This is a genomic window from Rhodothermales bacterium (assembly GCA_034439735.1).
Lineage (GTDB): Bacteria > Bacteroidota > Rhodothermia > Rhodothermales > JAHQVL01 > JAWKNW01.
This window is the reverse complement of sequence record JAWXAX010000001.1, coordinates 1-18,423: the sequence shown is the minus strand read 5'-3', so window position 1 is coordinate 18,423 and position 18,423 is coordinate 1. Positions and strand designations below refer to the sequence as shown.

Genomic DNA, 18,423 nt, shown 5'->3' with positions numbered 1-18,423 from the left:
TGCCGTTGCCGATGCTGCCCGGCTGGAGGGCGCCCGGGGTTGCGCCAGTGGTGGGGCGGGAGTTGCCGTAGTAGTCAGTCCGCACCGCGGGGATGCCGGCGGGGAGGGGGACGGCCTTCCCGATGAACTGGGCGCCGTCGGCCAGGTGCCAGCCGGCGACATAGTCCGATGTGTCCCGCACATGGGGCTTCGACAGATCCATCACCATCGAATTGTAATCCCCCTTGATCGCATCCCGCCACGGGGCCAGTTGCGAGGACTTGGTCACTTCACCCGAATTCGGGCGCAGCTGGAAGGTGTTGTAGTTGGCGATCGAATAATTACGGTGCCAGAAGACGTTGCCATCCCCCTTGTTGGTACGCGCATCTGTCAGGTTGGCGTGTTGTTCGATGGAGAGTTCGTTGGACTTGTGCTCGCCGAAGTGCAGGCGCGTGTTGGCCACAAACAGGTTGTTATAATACTGGTTGCCGGTCGCCTTGTCGCGGCTATCGGTACGAATGCGCAGCCCGCCGCCTTCGTTGGCCATCAAGGTGTTAAAGAGCACGATGTTGTCGTTGGCGGCGTGGATCAGCAGGCCATATCCAAAAAACGAGGGCTCTGCAAACCGGGCGCGGGTGCTGACGTTGTTGCGAACGATGTTGCGGTCGCTGGTCCACTCGAGGAAGATGTTGACGCCATAGTTGCGATCGAACCGGCTGTATTCGACGACATTGTCGAAATTGTCCATGTCCAGCCAGAGCCCGGGTCCTTCGTTATCCGAAAAGTCGAGGTGCCGAAAGGTGGAATTGGTCGTAAAGAGCCACTTCCCGCCGCCGGACTCCCAGAAGGGGTTGTATCCTTTGGCGTTGTTGTATTTGCTGGTGGAATATTCGAGCGTGCAGTTGTCGCAGTATTCGCCGCGGATGCCGCTCATCCCGTTGTAGAAGGCGCGCACGCCGCGGACGATGTGGTTTTTCCCACTGATGAAGAAGCCGGCCCCGTTGGTCCACTCGGCCGTTACGTTTTCGATCAGGGATCCCTCAACGCCGGAGCAGACAGCCCCCATGTACCCCTCGTTGGCGGTGTGGCGGAAGGTAAACCCGATGAGGTGGAAATATCCCTTGGTGTCGCCAAACCGGCAGTTTACGTCGTTGGTCGAGGGGTTGAAGAGGTGGTTGAGCAAGCTCGTCTCCATCCGGGCGCTGTTGGGATTTTTGCCCCCCGGAAGCCAGGCATACATGACGGTCGGGTTGTCCGGCGAACCCTGGAGGAAGAAGGTCCCTTCGCGGACATCGGCGCGGGTGTAGACGGCCTGGAGGAAGACCCCGTCGGCGATGAGGACATCCCGCCGGCGGGCATCGTCGGCATGATCGCCGGTGTTTACGTTGCGGACCCACATCTTGGGATGGGGCCAGTTCATCTTCCAGACACTGCCGGCGTCGACAGACCAGGTCTCCGTCAAGCGGGTGGCGCCGGAGACGATCACTTCCTCGCCGGGATAGGCGACGTAGGCGATCCGTTTACCGGATACGCCGCCATTCGCCGGGATGATCTCGCCGTAATAGGTGCCGGCGCGCACCAGAATGGCGTCGCCGGGCTTGATGCTGGTCTGTTTGGCCGCATGGACGATGGTCGCCCACGGCGCGGCCTCGGTGCCGGGATTGCTGTTGTTGCCCTTCGCGGCGTCGACATAACGGATCACGCCGCCGCCGGCCGCGAGCACATCGCGCACGGGCTGGCATGTGCCGCCGGCGCCACACAACGAGCCGGGACCACATTCCTGTTGAAGGTAACATTGCTGCGCTCGAGCGTCGAGCGCCGGCATCAGGAGGACTGTAGGAAAGGCAAAAACGAAACGTACGGCCATCAAAACGGCCGGATTGACCCTGCGCACGACAGTGTACATAGAACTAGAGCGAGTTCTTGATAACTACGCTGGGGGGTGAGCGAACCATCAGCAAATCACAGGCCAAAGCGTGGTGTGGTGTAAGGTTCGGGGTTTAAAGTTTAAGCGGGGACTCAGGGGTGTGCGGGGGTATGGCATAAAAAAACGGCCTCCCCGGTGTCGGGAAGGCCGTTTGTGAGGAGTCTCATTCTGGATAGTTTAAGGTTTAAGGTCTTTTCCCTTACACCTTGAACCCTTCAGCCCTACTCCAGAGGATTAACCAGGACCACGTTAGCCGAGGAGCGATCGGTATCGATATGGATGTGCAGGGCGTCGCCGGCGAAGGTGGCGCGGTCGATGGCGAGGGTAACGGTGTGAGGGCCGGGTTGGACGGACAGTATAAGACTGTTACCCTTGATCGCCTCGGCCTGGCCGTCGAGCCAGGCGGTGACGCCGGCCACGGATGAGATTTCCAGCACGACATCGCCGGCGCGCTGTGCCTCGAACGGGAAACGGACCAGGCTGTGCCTGCTGCCCTCGGCCGATGTCAATTCGGTCAGGTCGGCGAGCGGCAGGCCGCCATCCACGCGGCTGAACGCTGGCTCCCACGCGACCGGTCCGACGCCGGCGACGGCGGCGGCGGCGCCATTCGCGGCCGCCACGGCCGCCTCCCACCCTCGGACGGTCGGGATGGTGGCGAGCCGATAGTCTCCAGGCTCGCCGAGGCGGGACAGGAAGGCGACGAGGTCGACGAACTCTTCCCGCTCCAGCGGCGCCGTCAGGCCGGGCGGCATGAGCGAACCCGGGAGAATCTGCTGCTCCTCCACCTGGGCGGAGGGGACGCGGATCACCTGGCCGCCGGCGTCACGAATCAGTACAGCGTCGCCAGTCTGGCGCACCAGCAGGCCGCTTACAGTGGTTCCGTCCTTGCGCTCTACCTGAACGAGTGCGTATCCATCTTTTATGGCGGCGTCGGGTTTCAGGAGGGCTCCGATGATATAGTCTGTGGGAGCACTTGCGCCGATGCTGCTGAGGTCCGGCCCGACGAGCCCACCTCCGCCGCCGATGGCGTGGCAGCGCTGACACGCCAGGGCAGCCTGGCGATAGATGGTTTCACCGCGCGCGGCGTCGCCGCTGGCCTTGACATCCATTTCGATCCGCTGCAGCTCGAACACGTCGGGGTCCTGTGGCATCCGTTCGATGGGGGCGACGCCACCGGATGCTTCCAGGGCGTCGAGCAACGCCCGATCCTCCTGCCTATTGCCCCGGTAGGCTTCCAGGCCGGCGGTGGCGAACGGGGCGGGAATCGACACGCCGGCCATGGCCGTTCCGAAGGCGCGCCGGCCCCGGCCCGACCGGAAGAGGGCCCGGAAAAGGGGCGTCGTCTGGGCGGTTTCAGGCAGGGCCTGCAGCAGGTTGAGGGCCTGGGGGGCAAACCCCTCGGCGTCGAGTTCGGCCAGGGAGGCGGCCACGCTGATCCGCAGCGTGAGCGGGTTCTGGTCGGATGTCAGTGCGGCGAGTTGGTCGCGGCTTTCCACATCGTCCAACCGGGCGAGCCCTCCGATGGCGGCATTCATCAAGTCGGCCGGCGTACGTTCATCGGTGATGAGGCGTAGCAGCGCGTCGCGCGCGGCGGTGAGCTGCCATTTGCCGGCGAGGCGGGCGGCGCTCGCGCGGGCGTCGTCGTCCACGTCGTCGTCTACGTCGGCGTCGAGGAGCGTTACGATCCGCTCGGGCGAGGCGGAAGGCATCACCTCGGCCTCTTCGAGCGCGGCGAGGTACGCGGCACGGGTGTTCTCACCCAGTGTGTCGCCGGCGAGGGCCTCCTCCAGTACCTGGTTCAAATCGTCGGTCGAGCCGTATCGGGCCAGGAGTTCGAGGGTTTCCTCGGCGTACTCCACGGGTAATGCGCGGCTCGTATAGAGGTCGACGAGCTGGCGCATGGCTTCGGGGGTGTGAGCGGCCATGAGGGCGAAAGCCCGCTTGCGATCGTCTCCGAAAAACGCCGGCGAGGCGATGGCGGCGTCGTGCCAGTGGGGCTGGAGGAGCCGGAGCGTGTGCCAGAGGGCGTAGTCGAGCTCGTCGTCCATCGCCCGGTCGAGCGCCCGGATGGCCGTTCGCGCCGCCTCGGCCGAGCCGCGTTTACCCAGCGCCGAAATCGCCTCGCGGCGGACGCGGGCGTGGTCGTCATCGACCGCGGCCTCGAGCAGGGCATCGATCCCATCTACCCGATCATTCCAGTGGTAGAGGACGCGCACGGCGGCCGCACGTGCCCGCGGGTCGGGCGCGGCCAGCACCTCGCGGAGCAGGGTAGGCTCGACTCGGTCCAGCGCCTGATGGAGCCACAGGCCTTCGAGGAGCATGCGCTGGCCGTTGGTGGACTGGCGCTCTTGCCGGGCGATCCAGGGTTGGAGGACGGGCAGGACCTCCGCGGCGCCGCGTTCGCGGAGTAGGCGGCGGGCCTGGGTGCGCGTCCACTCCTCGGGGAGCATCAGGGCGTCGAGCAGTTCGGCGACGGAGGCGCCCTTGAGGCGGGGCGTATCCACGAGGGGCCGATCCTTCGCCGTAATGCGCCAGATGCGGCCGTGGATGTGGTCGCGCCGGGAATCCCGGAAATCCACCTCCCCGTGCTGGATGATCGGGTTGTACCAGTCGGCCAGGTAGATCGCGCCGTCCGGCCCGATGGTGACGTCGACCGGGCGGAAAGCGACGTTGTCCGTCGAGATGAGGTCCGGCCGCTGGGTGGACCGGTAGCGGCCTTCGGGCAGGTCGTCGACAGCGAAGCGGTTGACGCGGTTGGCCCGGAAGTCGTTGGCGATCATGTGGCCCTGGAGCGAGTCCGGCATGTGCCGGCCGCTGACGATGGCAAGGCCGGCGTGTTTGGGCTGGCCCGGGTTCAAGCCGGCGAGGATGCGCTCGGTCTCGTAAGCCGCGACAAACGCCGATCCGGGGAAAACGTGGTTGATGCCATCGTGGAAAGCGCCGTCGGTGGCGAAGGACTGCCCCCAGGGGTCGAACTCGTGCCCCCACGGGTTTACGAAGCCGGTCGACAACACGTCCAGCTCCATCGTTTCGGTCCGGTAGTGCCAGATGCCGCCCTGGCGGAGCCGGCGCACGCCCCACGGGGTTTCGATGTGGCTGAAGATGTAGATCGACTGGTTGATGTACAACATCCCGTCCGGCGCCCACCGGAAGCTGTGGATGATATGGTGGGTGTCGTCTGCCCCGAACCCGCGCAGGACCACGCGCCGGTCCTCCCCGTAGCCGTCGCCGTCGAGGTCCCGGATATGGAGGATTTCGGTGGAGTTGGCAACATACACCCCGCCGTCGCCGACCGCGATGCCCGAGGGCGTGAGCAGGCCGTCGGCGAACACCGTGGTCACGTCCGCCTGCCCATCGTCATCGGTGTCTTCGAGGACGTAGATCTTGTCGTTCGGTGCCTGGCCGGGAAGAAGGTGCGGGTAGATATTGCTGCCCACGACCCATAGCCGGCCCTCCTCGTCCCACGTCATCTGGATCGGTTTCTCGATCATGGGGTCGGCGGCGAAGAGGTTGATCTCGAACCCATCCATCAGCTGAAGCGCTTCCATTTCCAGACGGGGGTCCGGGATGGGGATGTTGTTCAGGTCATCCTGAGCAAGCGCCGGGGCGGCGAAGAGGACGAGCATGCAGAGGGCGAACAGGCGGGACATGGGCGATGTCGGGTTGGTGGGTCCGGAAGGTAACGAGCGAAGCGGGATGAAGGAAAGCGCTGTGGCCGGTTTGCCGCTTGCCTCGCTTGCGGTCATGTGCACAGGTTGCCGGGTTGCGGCTTGTGGGATGACCCGTAACGCCGGCGTTACGGCGGGTATCGCTTCTGAAAAACGACCGGGCTCCCCTCGCGGTCACCTGGTGCGGTTACCTATTGTTATTGAATCAGCTAGGGGAAATCAGTCACGAACAGGGCACTTGGGTGCCGGATGGGGTGCCGCGTGTTGTTACGCATCATCCGTCTTGAAACGGGGTGGGCGTTACTCCGCGACGAGTCGGTAGGTGTAACGACGCGGCACGCGCAGCCGGCCGATCTCGTTGTCGAGTTCACCGATGAGCGGCGTGAGGAGATCGAGCTCGCGAGCGTTCTGGCCCTGCTCATACTGGCGGAAGCCGGTGAGGTACGTTTCGTTTTGCGGGCGGTACTGCTGGAAGAAGAGGTCGTTCATGGCCAGGATAGACGTCTGGAGTCGTTGGGCCTGTCGGGCCTCCGACTCGTTTTGGAACGCGACCCCGGCGCGCCATGCCTCGGCGGAGGCGGAGGCCACTTTCATGTCGTCGATATACAGCGCGTATCGGCCGCGGCGGAGGCCCTGGACGACGAGGGTGGCGGGCTTGTCGGCCTCGGCGCCGACGGGCAGGGTGGGTTGTTGGAATTCGAACCGAACGGTTTCCGGCGATAGAGCGAGCGAGGTGGCTTCGCCGAAGCCGGCGTCCAGCCGTTGTTCGGAAATGTCAATCGAGATGGTCTCCACCGGCCGGGGGAGGCCGAGGGAGGCGGCGATGACGTCGGCCGCGAGCTGGTAGCCGGCATCGTCCAGGTGGATGCCATTGGAAGTGATGGCGCGGTCGGGTTGGATGGCGGCATCGGAGAGGCCGGCGAAGAGGTCGACAAATGCGAGTTCGCGGCGTGCGGCCACGGCGCCGATCAGGTCGGCCGCCCGGCGGAGGTTGGCGTTGTAGGCGGCGACGTCCGGCACGGGCGAGCGTTCGGGCTCATGCGGGGGCGGCGCCAGGAGGACCACCCGCGCCGGGAGGGCCAGGAGGGTATCGATGAGCGCTTCGAGGCCGGTTTCGAAGGCGGCGAAGCCGGCGTCGTCGGCGAAGGCGAGCCCGGATCCATAACCCGCGAAAGCCACCGTCGGCTTCGCCGTTTTGATCTGGGTCATCAGGTGCTGGTAGGGCGTCGGCGGGTTGGTGAAGTGATCGCGTGCTTCGCCATAGACCGTATCGCCGGACCAGCCGATGTTGCGAAAGGTGACGTGCCGATCCGGCCAGCGCGTGGCGAGCATGCTCTCGATGACGCCATAGTCAAGCGCGACCTCGAAGAGGCCATCTCCCAGAAACAGGACGCGGTCGCCGTGTTCGAATTCGATAGCAATGGGTTGCGCGCCGGCCAGCGGCGTGACGGTCAGCAAAATCAGGCAGATAAAGACGAGAGGTCGCATGGCACGAGGTGGAAAGGCGGGCGGAGGGTGGGCAGGAAGAGTAGGAAATCGTGCTAACTCTTCAAAATCGACTGTGTGTCATGCCCGTGTGCGGAGCGAACCATTCAGGACTGTTCGCGGAGCGAACCCTGACCGCGGCCGTGGGCCGCCTCCGACCGTTTGCGACGCATTTTTTCTGCCCGGTTTGACTCGAATTGAAATTCAGTGTATCCTCCCTGTATACAGGAAATATACCCCGCGTCAGCCTGTTGCAGTTGCGTCCTCCTTGGAAACGCGCCGCGGGGTTTGAGGCGATGTGGGGCCGGTTCGTGTCCAGATCCTGGCCGGCGTAAACCCCATCGTCGATTACCCACCACCCTCTACCCACCGTATTCGCTGCCGCCCCGAAGGCCCTCCTTCGGGGTGCTGCCGCGTTCCGAACCAAGCGCCCCTATGCTCCCTAGCGCCTTTCTGCAGGAGATGATCCGTAGTGAATTAGAAGAAGTGGTCGGTGAAGGCCACATCTCCATCGGCGACGCGGAGAAGCTCATCTATTCCGTCGACTGGTCGTGGATGCCGCAGATGTGGATGGACCGGGGCGAGCGGCTTCGTCCGCCCGACTACATCGTCCATCCCGGCTCGGTAAAAGAGATCACCGAGATCATGATCATCGCCAACAAATACAAGTTGCCGGTGATTCCCTGGGGCGGCGGTTCAGGCACCCAGGGCGGTTCGTTGCCGCTGTACGGCGGCATCATCGTAGATCTGAAGCGGCTCAACAAAATCATCGATATCGACGAGCGGACGTTGTCCGTCACGGCCGAGGCCGGCGTCAACGGCACCCATCTGGAGTGGGCGCTCAACGAGAAGGGGCTCACGCTGCCGCACTACCCGGCCTCGGCGAACTGTGCGACGTTGGGCGGGTACCTGGCGCCGCGCGGAAGCGGTACCATCAGCACCAAGTACGGCAAAGCCGAGGATCTCATGATGAGTATGCAGATCGTGCTCCCCAGCGGTCACGTCATGCGTACGCCGTCGGTGCCGAACCATGCGGGGGGGCCGGACTTCGCACGGCTATTCCTTGGAACAGAAGGGGTGTTCGGGATCATCACCGAAGCCACGATGCAGGTCGACTACCTCCCCGAGGCCCGGCTTCTCCGCGCGGTCTTATTCGACGATTTCTCGAAGGCCATCGAGGCCGGCCGCCAGATGATGGCCCGACGCCTGCAGCCGTTTGTCATCCGCCTCTACGATATGAACTCCACCCGGATGCTCATAAAATCCATCCTGGGGTACGAGTTCGAGGGCGCCTACATGGTGATCGGGTTCGATGGCGATCCGGACATCGCGGCGCTGCAGGAGCAGAAGGCGATGGAGATCTGCACGACGCTCGGCGCCCGGGATCTGGGCCGCGAGCCGGGCGAGAAGTGGTGGAACCACCGGTACGACTTCTACTACCCGCCCCGCAGCCTCAAGATGCCCTGGATGTACGGCACCACCGAGACGGTGGCCACCTACGATAAGATGGAGACGATCTACTGGGCCCAGAAAAAGGCGGTCGAAGAGACCTACGCGGAATGGGGGATCACCTATATCGGCCACTTTTCGCACTGGTGGCACTGGGGCACGATGGTCTACTCCCGGTTCATCATCGAGCATCCGCCCGAGGATGCCCGCGAGGCGCTCCGCCTCCATAACCGGGTCTGGAACACCGCCGTCAGCGCCGCCCTTGATAATGGCGGTATGATCAACGAGCATCACGGCGTCGGCCTGAAGCTAGCCCGGTTTATGCGCCGGCAGTACGGCGACGCCTGGCCGTTCCTCGAATCGCTCAAAAAGATGATCGACCCGAACGGCATCATGAACCCCGGCAAAGTCGGGTTCGGCATCTGAATGGTTGGCAGGTTGGAAAGTTGCAGGTTACAGGTTGTGAAGCCGATCAACCTGCCAGCCTGTAATCCTTCGAGTCCGTCGGCTTCGCCTCCGTCCCTCAGGACAGGCCTGCCAACTTGCCAACCTGCCAACCTGCAACCATCCCTCTCCATGAGCATCATCAACACCACCGAGTATTGCCGTCATTGCCTCATGTGCCGGCACATGTGCCCGGTCGGGCATGTCACCTTTCTGGAGACCTACACGCCACACGGTTGGGGGCAGATGGTGGCGTCGGAAAAGCGCGGACTGTTCGCCTGGAGCAAGCAATCGGCGTCCACAATGTTCGCGTGTGCGGACTGCGGCATGTGCGAGGCCCACTGCGTGACCGATCAACCCTTGCCGGCGGCGCTGGCCGCCGCCCGGGGGGTGCTGGTCGAACGCGGCCTGGCGCCAGACCGCTTGCAGGCGTTGGTGGACCGCCTTTCGACGTATGGCAATGCTTTTGTCGACGTCGCCCCTGAACCTGCGCAGGGCACGGGCACCGCGGCCCTCTTCGTCGGCGACGAGGCCGCACACCTGCGGCCCGAGACCCTCGAGGCGGCGCTGGCGCTCCTGCGCCGCGTCGGCGTCGATCCGGTGCTGATCGGGCGGGGCCGCAACGACGGATTTACGCCGGCCTCCCTCGGCTACGAAGGCATCGCGAAACAACTTGCCGAGACTACGCTCGCCGAACTGAGCGCGACCGGCGCCACCCGCCTGTACGTGCTCAGCCCCGGAGCCGCGTTCGCGATCGGAGAAGTGTATGCGAAACGTCTCGGTCTCACCCTGCCGGCCGGCGTAGAGATCGTAGATGTCGCCACCTTTCTCGCCCAGAAATTGGGAGAAGGGGCGATTTCGTTTAACCGGGCGGCCGTCGGAATCCCGATCGCGTATGTCGATCCAACCCACACCATCCGCGTACTGGGCCGGATCGACGCGCCGCGCGCGCTGCTGCGCGCCGTCCTGCCGGATGCGCCGGTGGAACTGTTCTGGCGTGGCGACCGCGCCTTCCCGGCCGGGAACCTGCCGTTCGCCTTCGCCGAACCCGAAATCGCCGATAAACTAACGAAATCCCGCCTCGAAGACGCGCGCAGCCGCGGCGCCCAGGGCCTGGTCACGGAATGCCCCGGCACCCTCGCGGCCTTGAGCGAGCACGCCGGCGCGTACGGGCTGCACGTCCAGGGATTGTTCGAACTGCTGGCGGAGAGGTGAATGGTTGCAGGTTGGCAGGTTACAAGTTACAGGTTCTTTCACCTGCCAACCTGCAACTTGCCAACCTGCAACCTGCCAACCTGCAACTTGCCAACCTGCAACTTGCCAACCTGCAACTTGCCAACCTGCAACCTGCCAACCTGCAACCTGCCAACCTGTAACCTGCCAACCTGCCAACCTGCCAACCTGCCAACCTGCAACTTGCCAACCTGCAACCATTAGAGGTACCCCGTGCATCTTTCCATGCATAACTGGATGCGGGCTGAATCCCTTGAGGTGACGGTCCGCCGGCTTGCCCGCTATGGCTACGAAAGCATCGAAATCAGCGGCGAGCCCGAAAAGTACAACACGAAGGACGTTCGAAAACTGCTCAAGGACAACAAGATCCGATGCTGGGGAACGGTGACGCTCATGCTGGGAGACCGGAGCCTGGTGAGCAAGGACGCCGGCAAACGGGCGATGTCCGTGCAGTACGTGAAGGACTGCATCACGATGGTTAAGGAACTCGACGGCTACGAGATCAGCATCGTGCCCGGCACGGTGGGTAAGATCTCGGCGGACTCGACGCCGGAGAACGAGTGGGAATGGGCTGTCGAGGGCATGAAGGAGATCTATGACTTCGCGATGAAAGCCGGCGTCCGCCCCTCTATCGAGCCCATCAACCGGTTCGAAACCTACTTCGTCACTCGCGGCGCCCAGGCGCTCGCCCTGGCCGAAGCGACCGGACCCGAATGCGGCGTCTGTCTCGATACGTTCCACATGAATATCGAGGAGACGGACATGTTCGAGACGATCCGCACGGTCGGCAAGCGGATCGTGGACGTGCACGTGTGCGACTCCAACCGGATGGCCTGTGGGATGGGGCATCTGGACTGGCTGAAGATCATCGGCACCCTCATGACGGCCGGATATGATGGCGCGCTGACGGTCGAGTTCGTCTCGCCCGTCGACCGCACGCCGGCCAATCAGTATCCGAACGCCGTCGAGCGCAACCCGGTCGACATCTCCCCCGAACAGCTGAAATTCATCGAGGACCATGGCAGCAGTCTGATCAGCGAGGAATTCTATAACTGGCAGGTGGAGCTCTGCGCCGAGAAGCTGCTGCCGCTTATCAAGTGAGGCCAGACGTTGAGAAACGGCTGCGATTTTCTTCGAGCAATCCGGCAATGTACCCGGTTCGTCATCCCCAACGTGATTGGGGAACCATGCAAGTGATCCAGGCTGGCATGGATCCCCGCTTTCGCGAGGACGACGAAAGGAAAGAAAAAGCAAGAGCTCCATCGTTTCTAGACGTTGCCCCGAAACGTTGACTGCGATGAAAAAGAACATAGTATTGGTCGGAACGCTCGACACCAAGGGCCCCGAGTTCGCTTACGTGCGGGACCGGATGCAGGCCCTCGGGATGACGACGACGGTGATCGACGCCGGCATCCTCGGCGAGCCGCTAGGGATCGTGCCGGATATCGACCACGCCGAGGCCGCCCGGTTCGGCGGGACGACCATCGAGGCGCTCCAGAAGGCCGGCAGCCGCGGCAAAGCCGTCGCCGGCATGCGCGATGCGCTCCGCGTCCTCCTCCTGAAGCTGTACCGCGAGGGCCGTCTGGATGGGGTTTTCGGGATGGGCGGCGCCGAGGGCGCCGTCATCGGCGCGGCCTGCATGATGGGCCTCCCGATTGGCGTCCCCAAGATCCTGTTATCCCCCATCGCCTCCGGAAAACACTACTTCGACCCGCTGGTTGGCACCAGCGACATCATGGTCGTACACTCGGTGGTGGACATCCTCGGACTGAACTCCATCGCGACGACGATCTTCGACAACGCGGCGGCAGCGATGAAAGGGCTGGTGGAGCACGGCCACGTCCTCCCCCCGCCCAAGCCCGACCAGAAGTACGTGGCCGTCACCATGCTCGGCAACACCACGAAGGCCGTGATGGCGCTGAAGGATCGGCTGGCGAAGGACGGGTATGAGGCGGTGATCTTCCACTCGAACGGCGTGGGCGGACCGGCGATGGAGGAGCTGGCCGAGGCCGGCCAGTTCGTCGGCGTGATCGACTACACGACGAACGAAGTGTATGACCCGCTGGTCGGCGGCATCCACGACGGCGGGCCGCGCCGGCTCTCGGTCGTCGGCCAACTCGGGCTGCCGCAGGTGGTCGTGCCCGGGTGTATCGACTTCAGCGTCTTCCACGCCGGCCATATCCCGGACGCGCTCCAGGGCCGGCCGGTGTACGATCATAATCCCGAGTATACCCTCGTCCGCACCCCGATCGAGGAGATGATCCAGCTCGGGGGGATCTTCGCGGACCGGCTGGCGCCGGCGAAGGGCCCGCTCCGGATCATGATGCCCATGCTGGGCCTGTCCATCCCCAGTGTCAAACCCCATGGATTGTTCTGGAATCCGGAGGCGGATGCCGCCTTCCTGGCCGAGTTGCGCCAGCAGTTGGGAGCGCGCCGGCCGGACATCCCGATTGATACCTACGACTACCATGTAAACGACCCCGCCTTCGGCGTCCTCGTCGCCGAGGCGTTTCTGGGGTTGTAGGGCGGCCGGCCGGCCGCTCCTCCCCAAAATATCGCCAACCCTCGTACGGGCGGACGGCCGTCCGCCCTCCCGAAAATATCGCCAACCTGAATCATGCACCACGACCTCGACGCTCGCAATCCGGTACCTGTCGCCCCCATCACCTCCGGCGATGAAGCCTTCCGCAAGAAATTTATCTCCTGGCAGCTCGCCGACCTGTCCTACGTGGACATCAACGAGTACCTGAAGGAAAAAGACATCGTCCTCGTCCCGATGGCCAGCACGGAGCAGCACGGCCCCCACCTGCCGCTGTGGACGGATACGATCACGGCGATGGAGATCTCCCGCCGGGTGTCCGAGATGATCGGCATCCTGCGCACCCCGCCCATCTGGATGGGCTATTCTCCGCAGCACATGAGTGGTCCGGGCGAAGGCCGAGGCACCATCACGGTCCGCAGTTCGACCCTCCTCGCCGTCATGTACGACGTGGCCCGCAGCCTCATCCACCATGGGTTCAACAAGATCATTTTCATCAACGGCCACGGCTCGAACATCAAGGTGGTGGACCCGATCCTGCGCAAGCTGCGGTACGAAACGGGCGCCCTGATCAGCTTCGTGAAGCCGTACATGGAGAACTACGTCGGCCTGATGAAAGGCCTGCTGGAGAACCCGCCAGAAGAGACGCCCGGTTGGCATGCCAGCGAGTTGGAGACGTCGCAGGACATGGCGTGGGATCGCAGCATCGTCCGGATGGAGCGCGCCGAGAACACGAAAGCCCACATCCCCGGCTGGCTGCCAAAGTCGTTCGAGAAGAAGGATGGGATGCCGGATGTCGAGTTCGACGGCTACAAGTACTTCACCTTCCCGATGGATCACCACGAGTTCATCGAGAGCGGCACGATCGGCAACCCACTACGCGCCACGCCCGAGAAGGGTGAGGAAGCCTTCCGCCGGTACTCGGAGCACGTCGCCCGCGGCGTGCTGGAGCTGATGAAAGTGAAGGTGGAGGTGAAGAACCGGGAGTTCATCGACCGGGTGCTGTGAGAATTCGTTTAACGTTGAACGTTTTTTGCGTTGCGCGTTGGGCCTGGTAACGTTCAACGCGCAACGCATCAACGCTTTTTGTAACGCCTATGCCGTCCCGCCCTGCCATTCGTCCCCGGTCGTTTCGGTCGGAGGAGCCGCGCCGGCTGCTTAGCGTGGTAGCCTACGAGCGCCTCCGCGACGCCATCACCCGCGGGGATCTGCCCCCCGGCACGCCCCTGGCCGAAAACACGCTCTCGGCCGAGTTGAACATCAGCCGGACGCCCGTGCGGGAGGCGTTGCAGCAGCTTGCCCAGGAAGGCCTCGTGCAGGTGATTCCAGGGCGCGCCGTCACTGTGGCGGCGCCGTCGATGGAAGAAGTGATGAATGTCGTCCACCTACGCTCGCTGCTGGAACCGGAAGTAGCCCGGCTGGCGGCGGTGTCCGCCTCGATGGATGACATCGCGGCGATGCAGCGGGCAGTGGCGGACATGGGCGAGGCCGCTGCCGCCGGCGACCGCACCCGATGGTCGCAGGCCGACACCCGCTACCATGAGGCGCTGTGCGGGGCGTGTAAGAATACGCTCCTGGGCCGGCTGGCGATGCAGATGCGGAACCGGATCCATTACATGATCAACGACCCGCAGACGGCGCCGACACGCGTCCGCTCCTGCACCGACGAACACCAGTTCATCGCCGACGCCATCGCCCGCCGCGACCCCGCCGCCGCCGAGAGCGCAGCGAGGGAGCACATCGGGAAACTGAGAAGTAGCCTCTTCGAACGGTTTACGCATCGGTGAGCTCGCTTCGCTCCAGGTCAGGAGGCGACGCCCTAGCTATTTTTCCTTTTTCCTTTTGCCTTTTTCCTTCCCCATGCTTCGTCCTCTCCGCAAAGCCGTCGACTACGCCCGCACCCTCGCGTTTCCGGCGGAGGTACGCGGGACGATGCGTGCGGTGCGGAGGGAGCGGCTGACGTATCTCTCACAGCGCAAGCTGAACGCCCTGGCGGCGCGGGGGCTGGAGGTGGAGGCGCGGAAGATCCCAGGCGCCATTCTGGAGGCCGGCTGCGCGATGGGTGGGTCGGCCATTTTATTCGCCTCCGCCAAGGCACCCACCCGTCCGCTGCGGGTGTACGATGTGTTCGGGATGATCCCCCCGCCGACCGACGCCGACGGGCCGGACGTACACGCGCGCTACGACGTGATCAAGGCCGGCAGGGCCAGTGGACTGGGGGGCGACATGTACTACGGCTACCGGGATGATCTGTACGACGCGGTGAAGGCCTCGTTTGCAACCCACGGCTACCCTGTCGAGGCAAATCAGGTGGCACTGATCAAAGGCCTCGTGCAGGATACCCTGGTCGTCGATGGTCCGGTGGCGCTGGCGCACATCGATGTCGACTGGTATGAGCCCGTTATGACCTGCCTCGAACGCATCACGCCACAGCTGTCACTGGGCGGCTCGCTGATTCTGGACGACTACCTGGACTGGTCCGGATGCCGCCAGGCGACCGACGACTACTTCGCCGGCCAGGACCGGTCCAGGTTCGTGTTCGACACCTCGCCGGGGTCGATGGTGGTGACGCGGGTGGGGTAGGCGCACAGCCGTGCGCCCCTAACTCACCACCACAAACACATTCGAAGCCACCGCAAACCCCACGGTCTTCGTCTCTTCCCCGATCCGTACGTCCAGGGGGCCGTTAAACGGAGCCTTCTCCACCACCACCACCTCGGCCCTTGGCATCAGGCCGAGTTCTTCGAGGTAGTGCAGCAGCTCGGGGTCGGCGTCGGAGACACGGCGAACGACGACGGCCTGGCCGGCTGATACCTGCGTCAGCGGGGCGTCGGCGACGGCTTCGACGTGGCCGTCGCGGGTCGGGATCGGGTCCCCGTGGGGGTCGTGTGTCGGGAACCCGAGCATGGCCTCGATCTTGCTCTCGAATTCCTCGGAGATGTGGTGTTCCAGGTGCTCGGCCTCGTCGTGGAGTTGTTCCCAGCCGTATCCCATTACCTCTTTCAGGTACAACTCCAAAAGCCGATGGTGGCGGATGATCTCCAGTGCGATTTTGTTGCCGGCCGGCGTGAGCGTCACCCCCCTGTACGACTGATGCTCAGCCAGCCCGTGCTGCGCGAGACGCTTCACCATGTTCGTGACCGAGGCCGCCGATACATCCAGCGTGCGGGCAATGTCCGAAGTGGACGCTGCGCCGTCGCGTTGGAGCTTGTAGATGGTCTTGAGGTAATCCTCGACAGCCTGGCTCAGCATGGCATCGATGGGCAATGGGGACACGTGAAAACAGTCGCAGAGCCTACACGCCCGCCCTCGTTTTTGATCCTCCAACCCCGAAAACGCCGGCCGATGGGGCGGACGTAGTGAGAACGCAACCGGGGTTGACGCGTGTAACCCCGCGTTTTCCCTCACGTCGTTTGCCACCCAGCATGTTTCTCGCCGCCAGTCTCATCGCCCTCCTCCTCGGCCCGCTGCTGTACCGCATCTTCGAACCGCGGCGCCATTTCTATGAGGTGCTCGACGGTTTCGTCGTGGTGGTCATCACGGGTATCGTGGTGCTGGAATTGTTGCCAGACGTGATGGGAGAAGGCCTTTTTTGGAGCATCCTATTCGTGTTGCTCGGTCTCGTAGGTCCTACGCTCCTCGAAAAGGCGTTTCACCGAGCCGAGAACCAGGTGCACCGGGCGGCGCTGATGCTGGGGCTCATCGGCCTCGTGTTGCACTCGTTTCTGGACGGCATCGCCCTGCGAGATGTGCCGGCAATGTCGGGCGCGGCGGACACGCTGCTGCCGCTCGGCGTGGCGGTGCATACCGTGCCAGTAGCCCTCACCATCTGGTGGTTGCTGTTTCCCCGTTTCGGCGCCGGCCTCGCCGGCGTGTTTCTGGGCCTGATGGGCGCCGGCACGGTAGCTGGCTACATTGCGGGGCCCGAGCTGGAGCCAATGCTCGCCGGCCTGGGTATCGCGCTCTTTCGGGCGCTCGTCGCCGGCTCGATCCTCCATGTCATTTTTCATCGCCCGCATGTCGCGCACGAGGTCCATGACCATTCACACCACCACGCGCATACCCATACGCACCGTTTCCACTGGTTCGAGGGTGCAGGCAACCTGCTGGGGCTGGGGGTACTGGGATTGTTGATTCTGCTGCATTTCGACACCCACGGGGCCGAGGAAGAAGGCATCCACGCGTTGTACGAGTCCGTAGCGCGCACCTTCTGGAGCCTCGCGCTCGAAAGCGCGCCGGCCCTGCTGTTGGCCTACATGAGCGGGGGGCTCATCATGGCCTTCCTGCCGAAAATGTCCGTCCGCTGGATGCGCGGCGGCCGGCCCCTGGGTCAGGCGCTCAAGGGGATGGCGGTGGGCCTCCCATTGCCCATCTGCACCTGCGGCGTGTTGCCGCTATACCGAACACTCATCCGCCAGGGCGCCCCGCCGGCGGCGGCGATGGCGTTCCTCATCGCCACACCCGAACTGGGCATCGACGCGCTGCTCATCTCCATCCCCCTTCTCGGGGGGGATATGACGATAGTGCGCCTCGCGGCCGCCGCAACCATCGCGCTGGTTGTTGGATGGGGGGTAGGGACGATCGCGAGCCGGATGGCGCCTCCTGCATTGGACCGCGCCGAGGCCGAGAAACCCCCGGAGTCGTGGCCCATACGCCTGCGCGCTGGCCTGAAGGAAGGTTTCGGCGGTCTGGTGGATGACACGGCCCCCTGGATCCTTGTTGGCCTCCTCATCGCGGCCATCGCCCAGCCCGTGCTGGCTCAGGGCTGGCTAAGCGCGCTTTCGGGGTTCGCCGAGGTCGCTCTGTTCGCCCTCGTCGGACTCCCCATCTACGTCTGCGCCTCGGGCGCCACACCCATCGTGGCCGTCTTGCTGGTGAGCGGCGTGTCGCCCGGCGCGGCCCTGGCGTTCTTGCTGACGGGGCCGGCCACCAACATCAGCACCTTCGGAATCCTGAGCGCCCTGCACGGCCGGCGGATCGCACTGCTGTTCGGCGCGGCGACGGCGGTCACGGCTATTCTGCTGGGGCACGCCGTCAATACCTGGCTAGGGGGCATGACGCTGCTGACGGCGGCCGAACTGGACCTCGATCAATCCGGCTGGCTCCAGCACGTGAGCGTGGTGGTTTTGATGGCGCTGTTTCTGGCCTCGCTTGTCCGTCGCGGCGCACGCGCCTTCATGGGCGAGGTGTTCGCCAGCTTCAAGTACCGGTCGGCGCATGCCACGCAGGGTGAAAACGCCGGCTGTGCGGAAGGCGCATGCGGCTGCGCCTCGTGATCCCTAGAAACGTTCCGACGCGCCGGGCGTCTCTACCCTGTCTTTCAACGACTGACATTCCTGACCATGAGCGACACGACTGCCCCTTCCGCCGAACCGACCGCCGACGCCTCCGAACCAACCGACGCCCCCGAACCAACCGGCGCCAGGGAAAAACGCCCCCTCATCACCCGCCGCCGCCTCGCGGCCGTGGGGTTCATCGTCGTGCTCGTGCTCCTTATGTTGCGCACGGTGCTGGATCCCTACGGCGATAAAGGGTATGTGGAGATCTCCCACGGAAACCACGTGCACTACGTGCCGGCCGATCGAAACCCGAACGTATCCATCTCCAATTTTCCCACCGCGCCGCCCGGCCCCGACGAACGCATCCTCCCGAACGGGCAGGTCGTCCAGCGATAACCCACCGCCCTACCCCAGCGCCCC

General features: G+C 64.2%; 14 protein-coding genes. 10 read left to right on the top strand and 4 right to left on the bottom strand.

The features are described 5' to 3' along the window. The 3 genes from SH809_00070 to SH809_00060 form a co-directional block, all read right to left on the bottom strand. On the bottom strand, positions 1-1,846 hold a 1,846-nt coding region (locus tag SH809_00070; GenBank protein ID MDZ4698074.1), incomplete at its 3' end, for a right-handed parallel beta-helix repeat-containing protein. Between the two features lie 281 nt (positions 1,847-2,127). Beyond that, positions 2,128-5,556, bottom strand: coding sequence for a PVC-type heme-binding CxxCH protein (locus tag SH809_00065; protein MDZ4698073.1), 3,429 nt, complete (start codon positions 5,554-5,556; stop codon positions 2,128-2,130). A gap of 318 nt (positions 5,557-5,874) precedes the next feature. Further along, positions 5,875-7,062, bottom strand: coding sequence for an SGNH/GDSL hydrolase family protein (locus tag SH809_00060; GenBank protein ID MDZ4698072.1), 1,188 nt, complete (start codon positions 7,060-7,062; stop codon positions 5,875-5,877). A gap of 432 nt (positions 7,063-7,494) precedes the next feature. On the opposite strand from SH809_00060, the gene SH809_00055 reads away from it, so the two are divergent. The 8 genes from SH809_00055 to SH809_00020 all read left to right on the top strand — a co-directional run bounded on the left by SH809_00055 (position 7,495) and on the right by SH809_00020 (position 15,307). Beyond that, the gene (locus SH809_00055) at positions 7,495-8,934 is read left to right on the top strand and encodes an FAD-binding oxidoreductase (protein MDZ4698071.1); all 1,440 of its coding nucleotides are present in this window, start codon (positions 7,495-7,497) and stop codon (positions 8,932-8,934) included. A 150-nt stretch (positions 8,935-9,084) separates the two neighbouring features. After that, positions 9,085-10,167 carry a (Fe-S)-binding protein gene (locus SH809_00050; GenBank protein ID MDZ4698070.1) on the top strand — a complete coding sequence of 361 codons (1,083 nt, stop codon included), beginning with the start codon at positions 9,085-9,087 and terminating at the stop codon, positions 10,165-10,167. A gap of 11 nt (positions 10,168-10,178) precedes the next feature. Then, complete coding sequence (locus SH809_00045; protein ID MDZ4698069.1) at positions 10,179-10,328, top strand: pentapeptide repeat-containing protein; 150 nt, start codon at positions 10,179-10,181, stop codon at positions 10,326-10,328. Positions 10,329-10,398: 70 nt separating this feature from the next. Beyond that, the gene (locus SH809_00040; protein MDZ4698068.1) at positions 10,399-11,286 is read left to right on the top strand and encodes a sugar phosphate isomerase/epimerase; all 888 of its coding nucleotides are present in this window, start codon (positions 10,399-10,401) and stop codon (positions 11,284-11,286) included. A 196-nt stretch (positions 11,287-11,482) separates the two neighbouring features. Further along, positions 11,483-12,709, top strand: coding sequence for a Tm-1-like ATP-binding domain-containing protein (locus tag SH809_00035; protein ID MDZ4698067.1), 1,227 nt, complete (start codon positions 11,483-11,485; stop codon positions 12,707-12,709). Positions 12,710-12,802: 93 nt separating this feature from the next. Further along, positions 12,803-13,732 (top strand): creatininase family protein, encoded by a 930-nt coding sequence (locus SH809_00030; GenBank protein ID MDZ4698066.1) that lies wholly within the window; start codon positions 12,803-12,805, stop codon positions 13,730-13,732. Positions 13,733-13,821: 89 nt separating this feature from the next. Then, positions 13,822-14,511, top strand: coding sequence for a GntR family transcriptional regulator (locus SH809_00025; GenBank protein ID MDZ4698065.1), 690 nt, complete (start codon positions 13,822-13,824; stop codon positions 14,509-14,511). 73 nt (positions 14,512-14,584) lie between these two features. After that, positions 14,585-15,307: a TylF/MycF/NovP-related O-methyltransferase gene (locus SH809_00020; protein MDZ4698064.1), complete on the top strand. Its 723-nt coding sequence runs from the start codon at positions 14,585-14,587 to the stop codon at positions 15,305-15,307. Positions 15,308-15,325: 18 nt separating this feature from the next. Here SH809_00020 and SH809_00015 read toward each other — a convergent pair whose 3' ends face one another. Beyond that, a complete protein-coding gene (locus SH809_00015) occupies positions 15,326-16,000 on the bottom strand; it encodes a metal-dependent transcriptional regulator (protein ID MDZ4698063.1) in 675 nt (224 codons plus the stop codon). A gap of 149 nt (positions 16,001-16,149) precedes the next feature. Here SH809_00015 and SH809_00010 point away from each other — a divergent pair, with 149 nt between their 5' ends. Further along, positions 16,150-18,000: a permease gene (locus SH809_00010; protein MDZ4698062.1), complete on the top strand. Its 1,851-nt coding sequence runs from the start codon at positions 16,150-16,152 to the stop codon at positions 17,998-18,000. A 66-nt stretch (positions 18,001-18,066) separates the two neighbouring features. Then, entirely contained in the window at positions 18,067-18,399 is a 333-nt protein-coding gene (locus tag SH809_00005) for a hypothetical protein (GenBank protein MDZ4698061.1), read from the top strand. Positions 18,400-18,423: the final 24 nt, after the last annotated feature.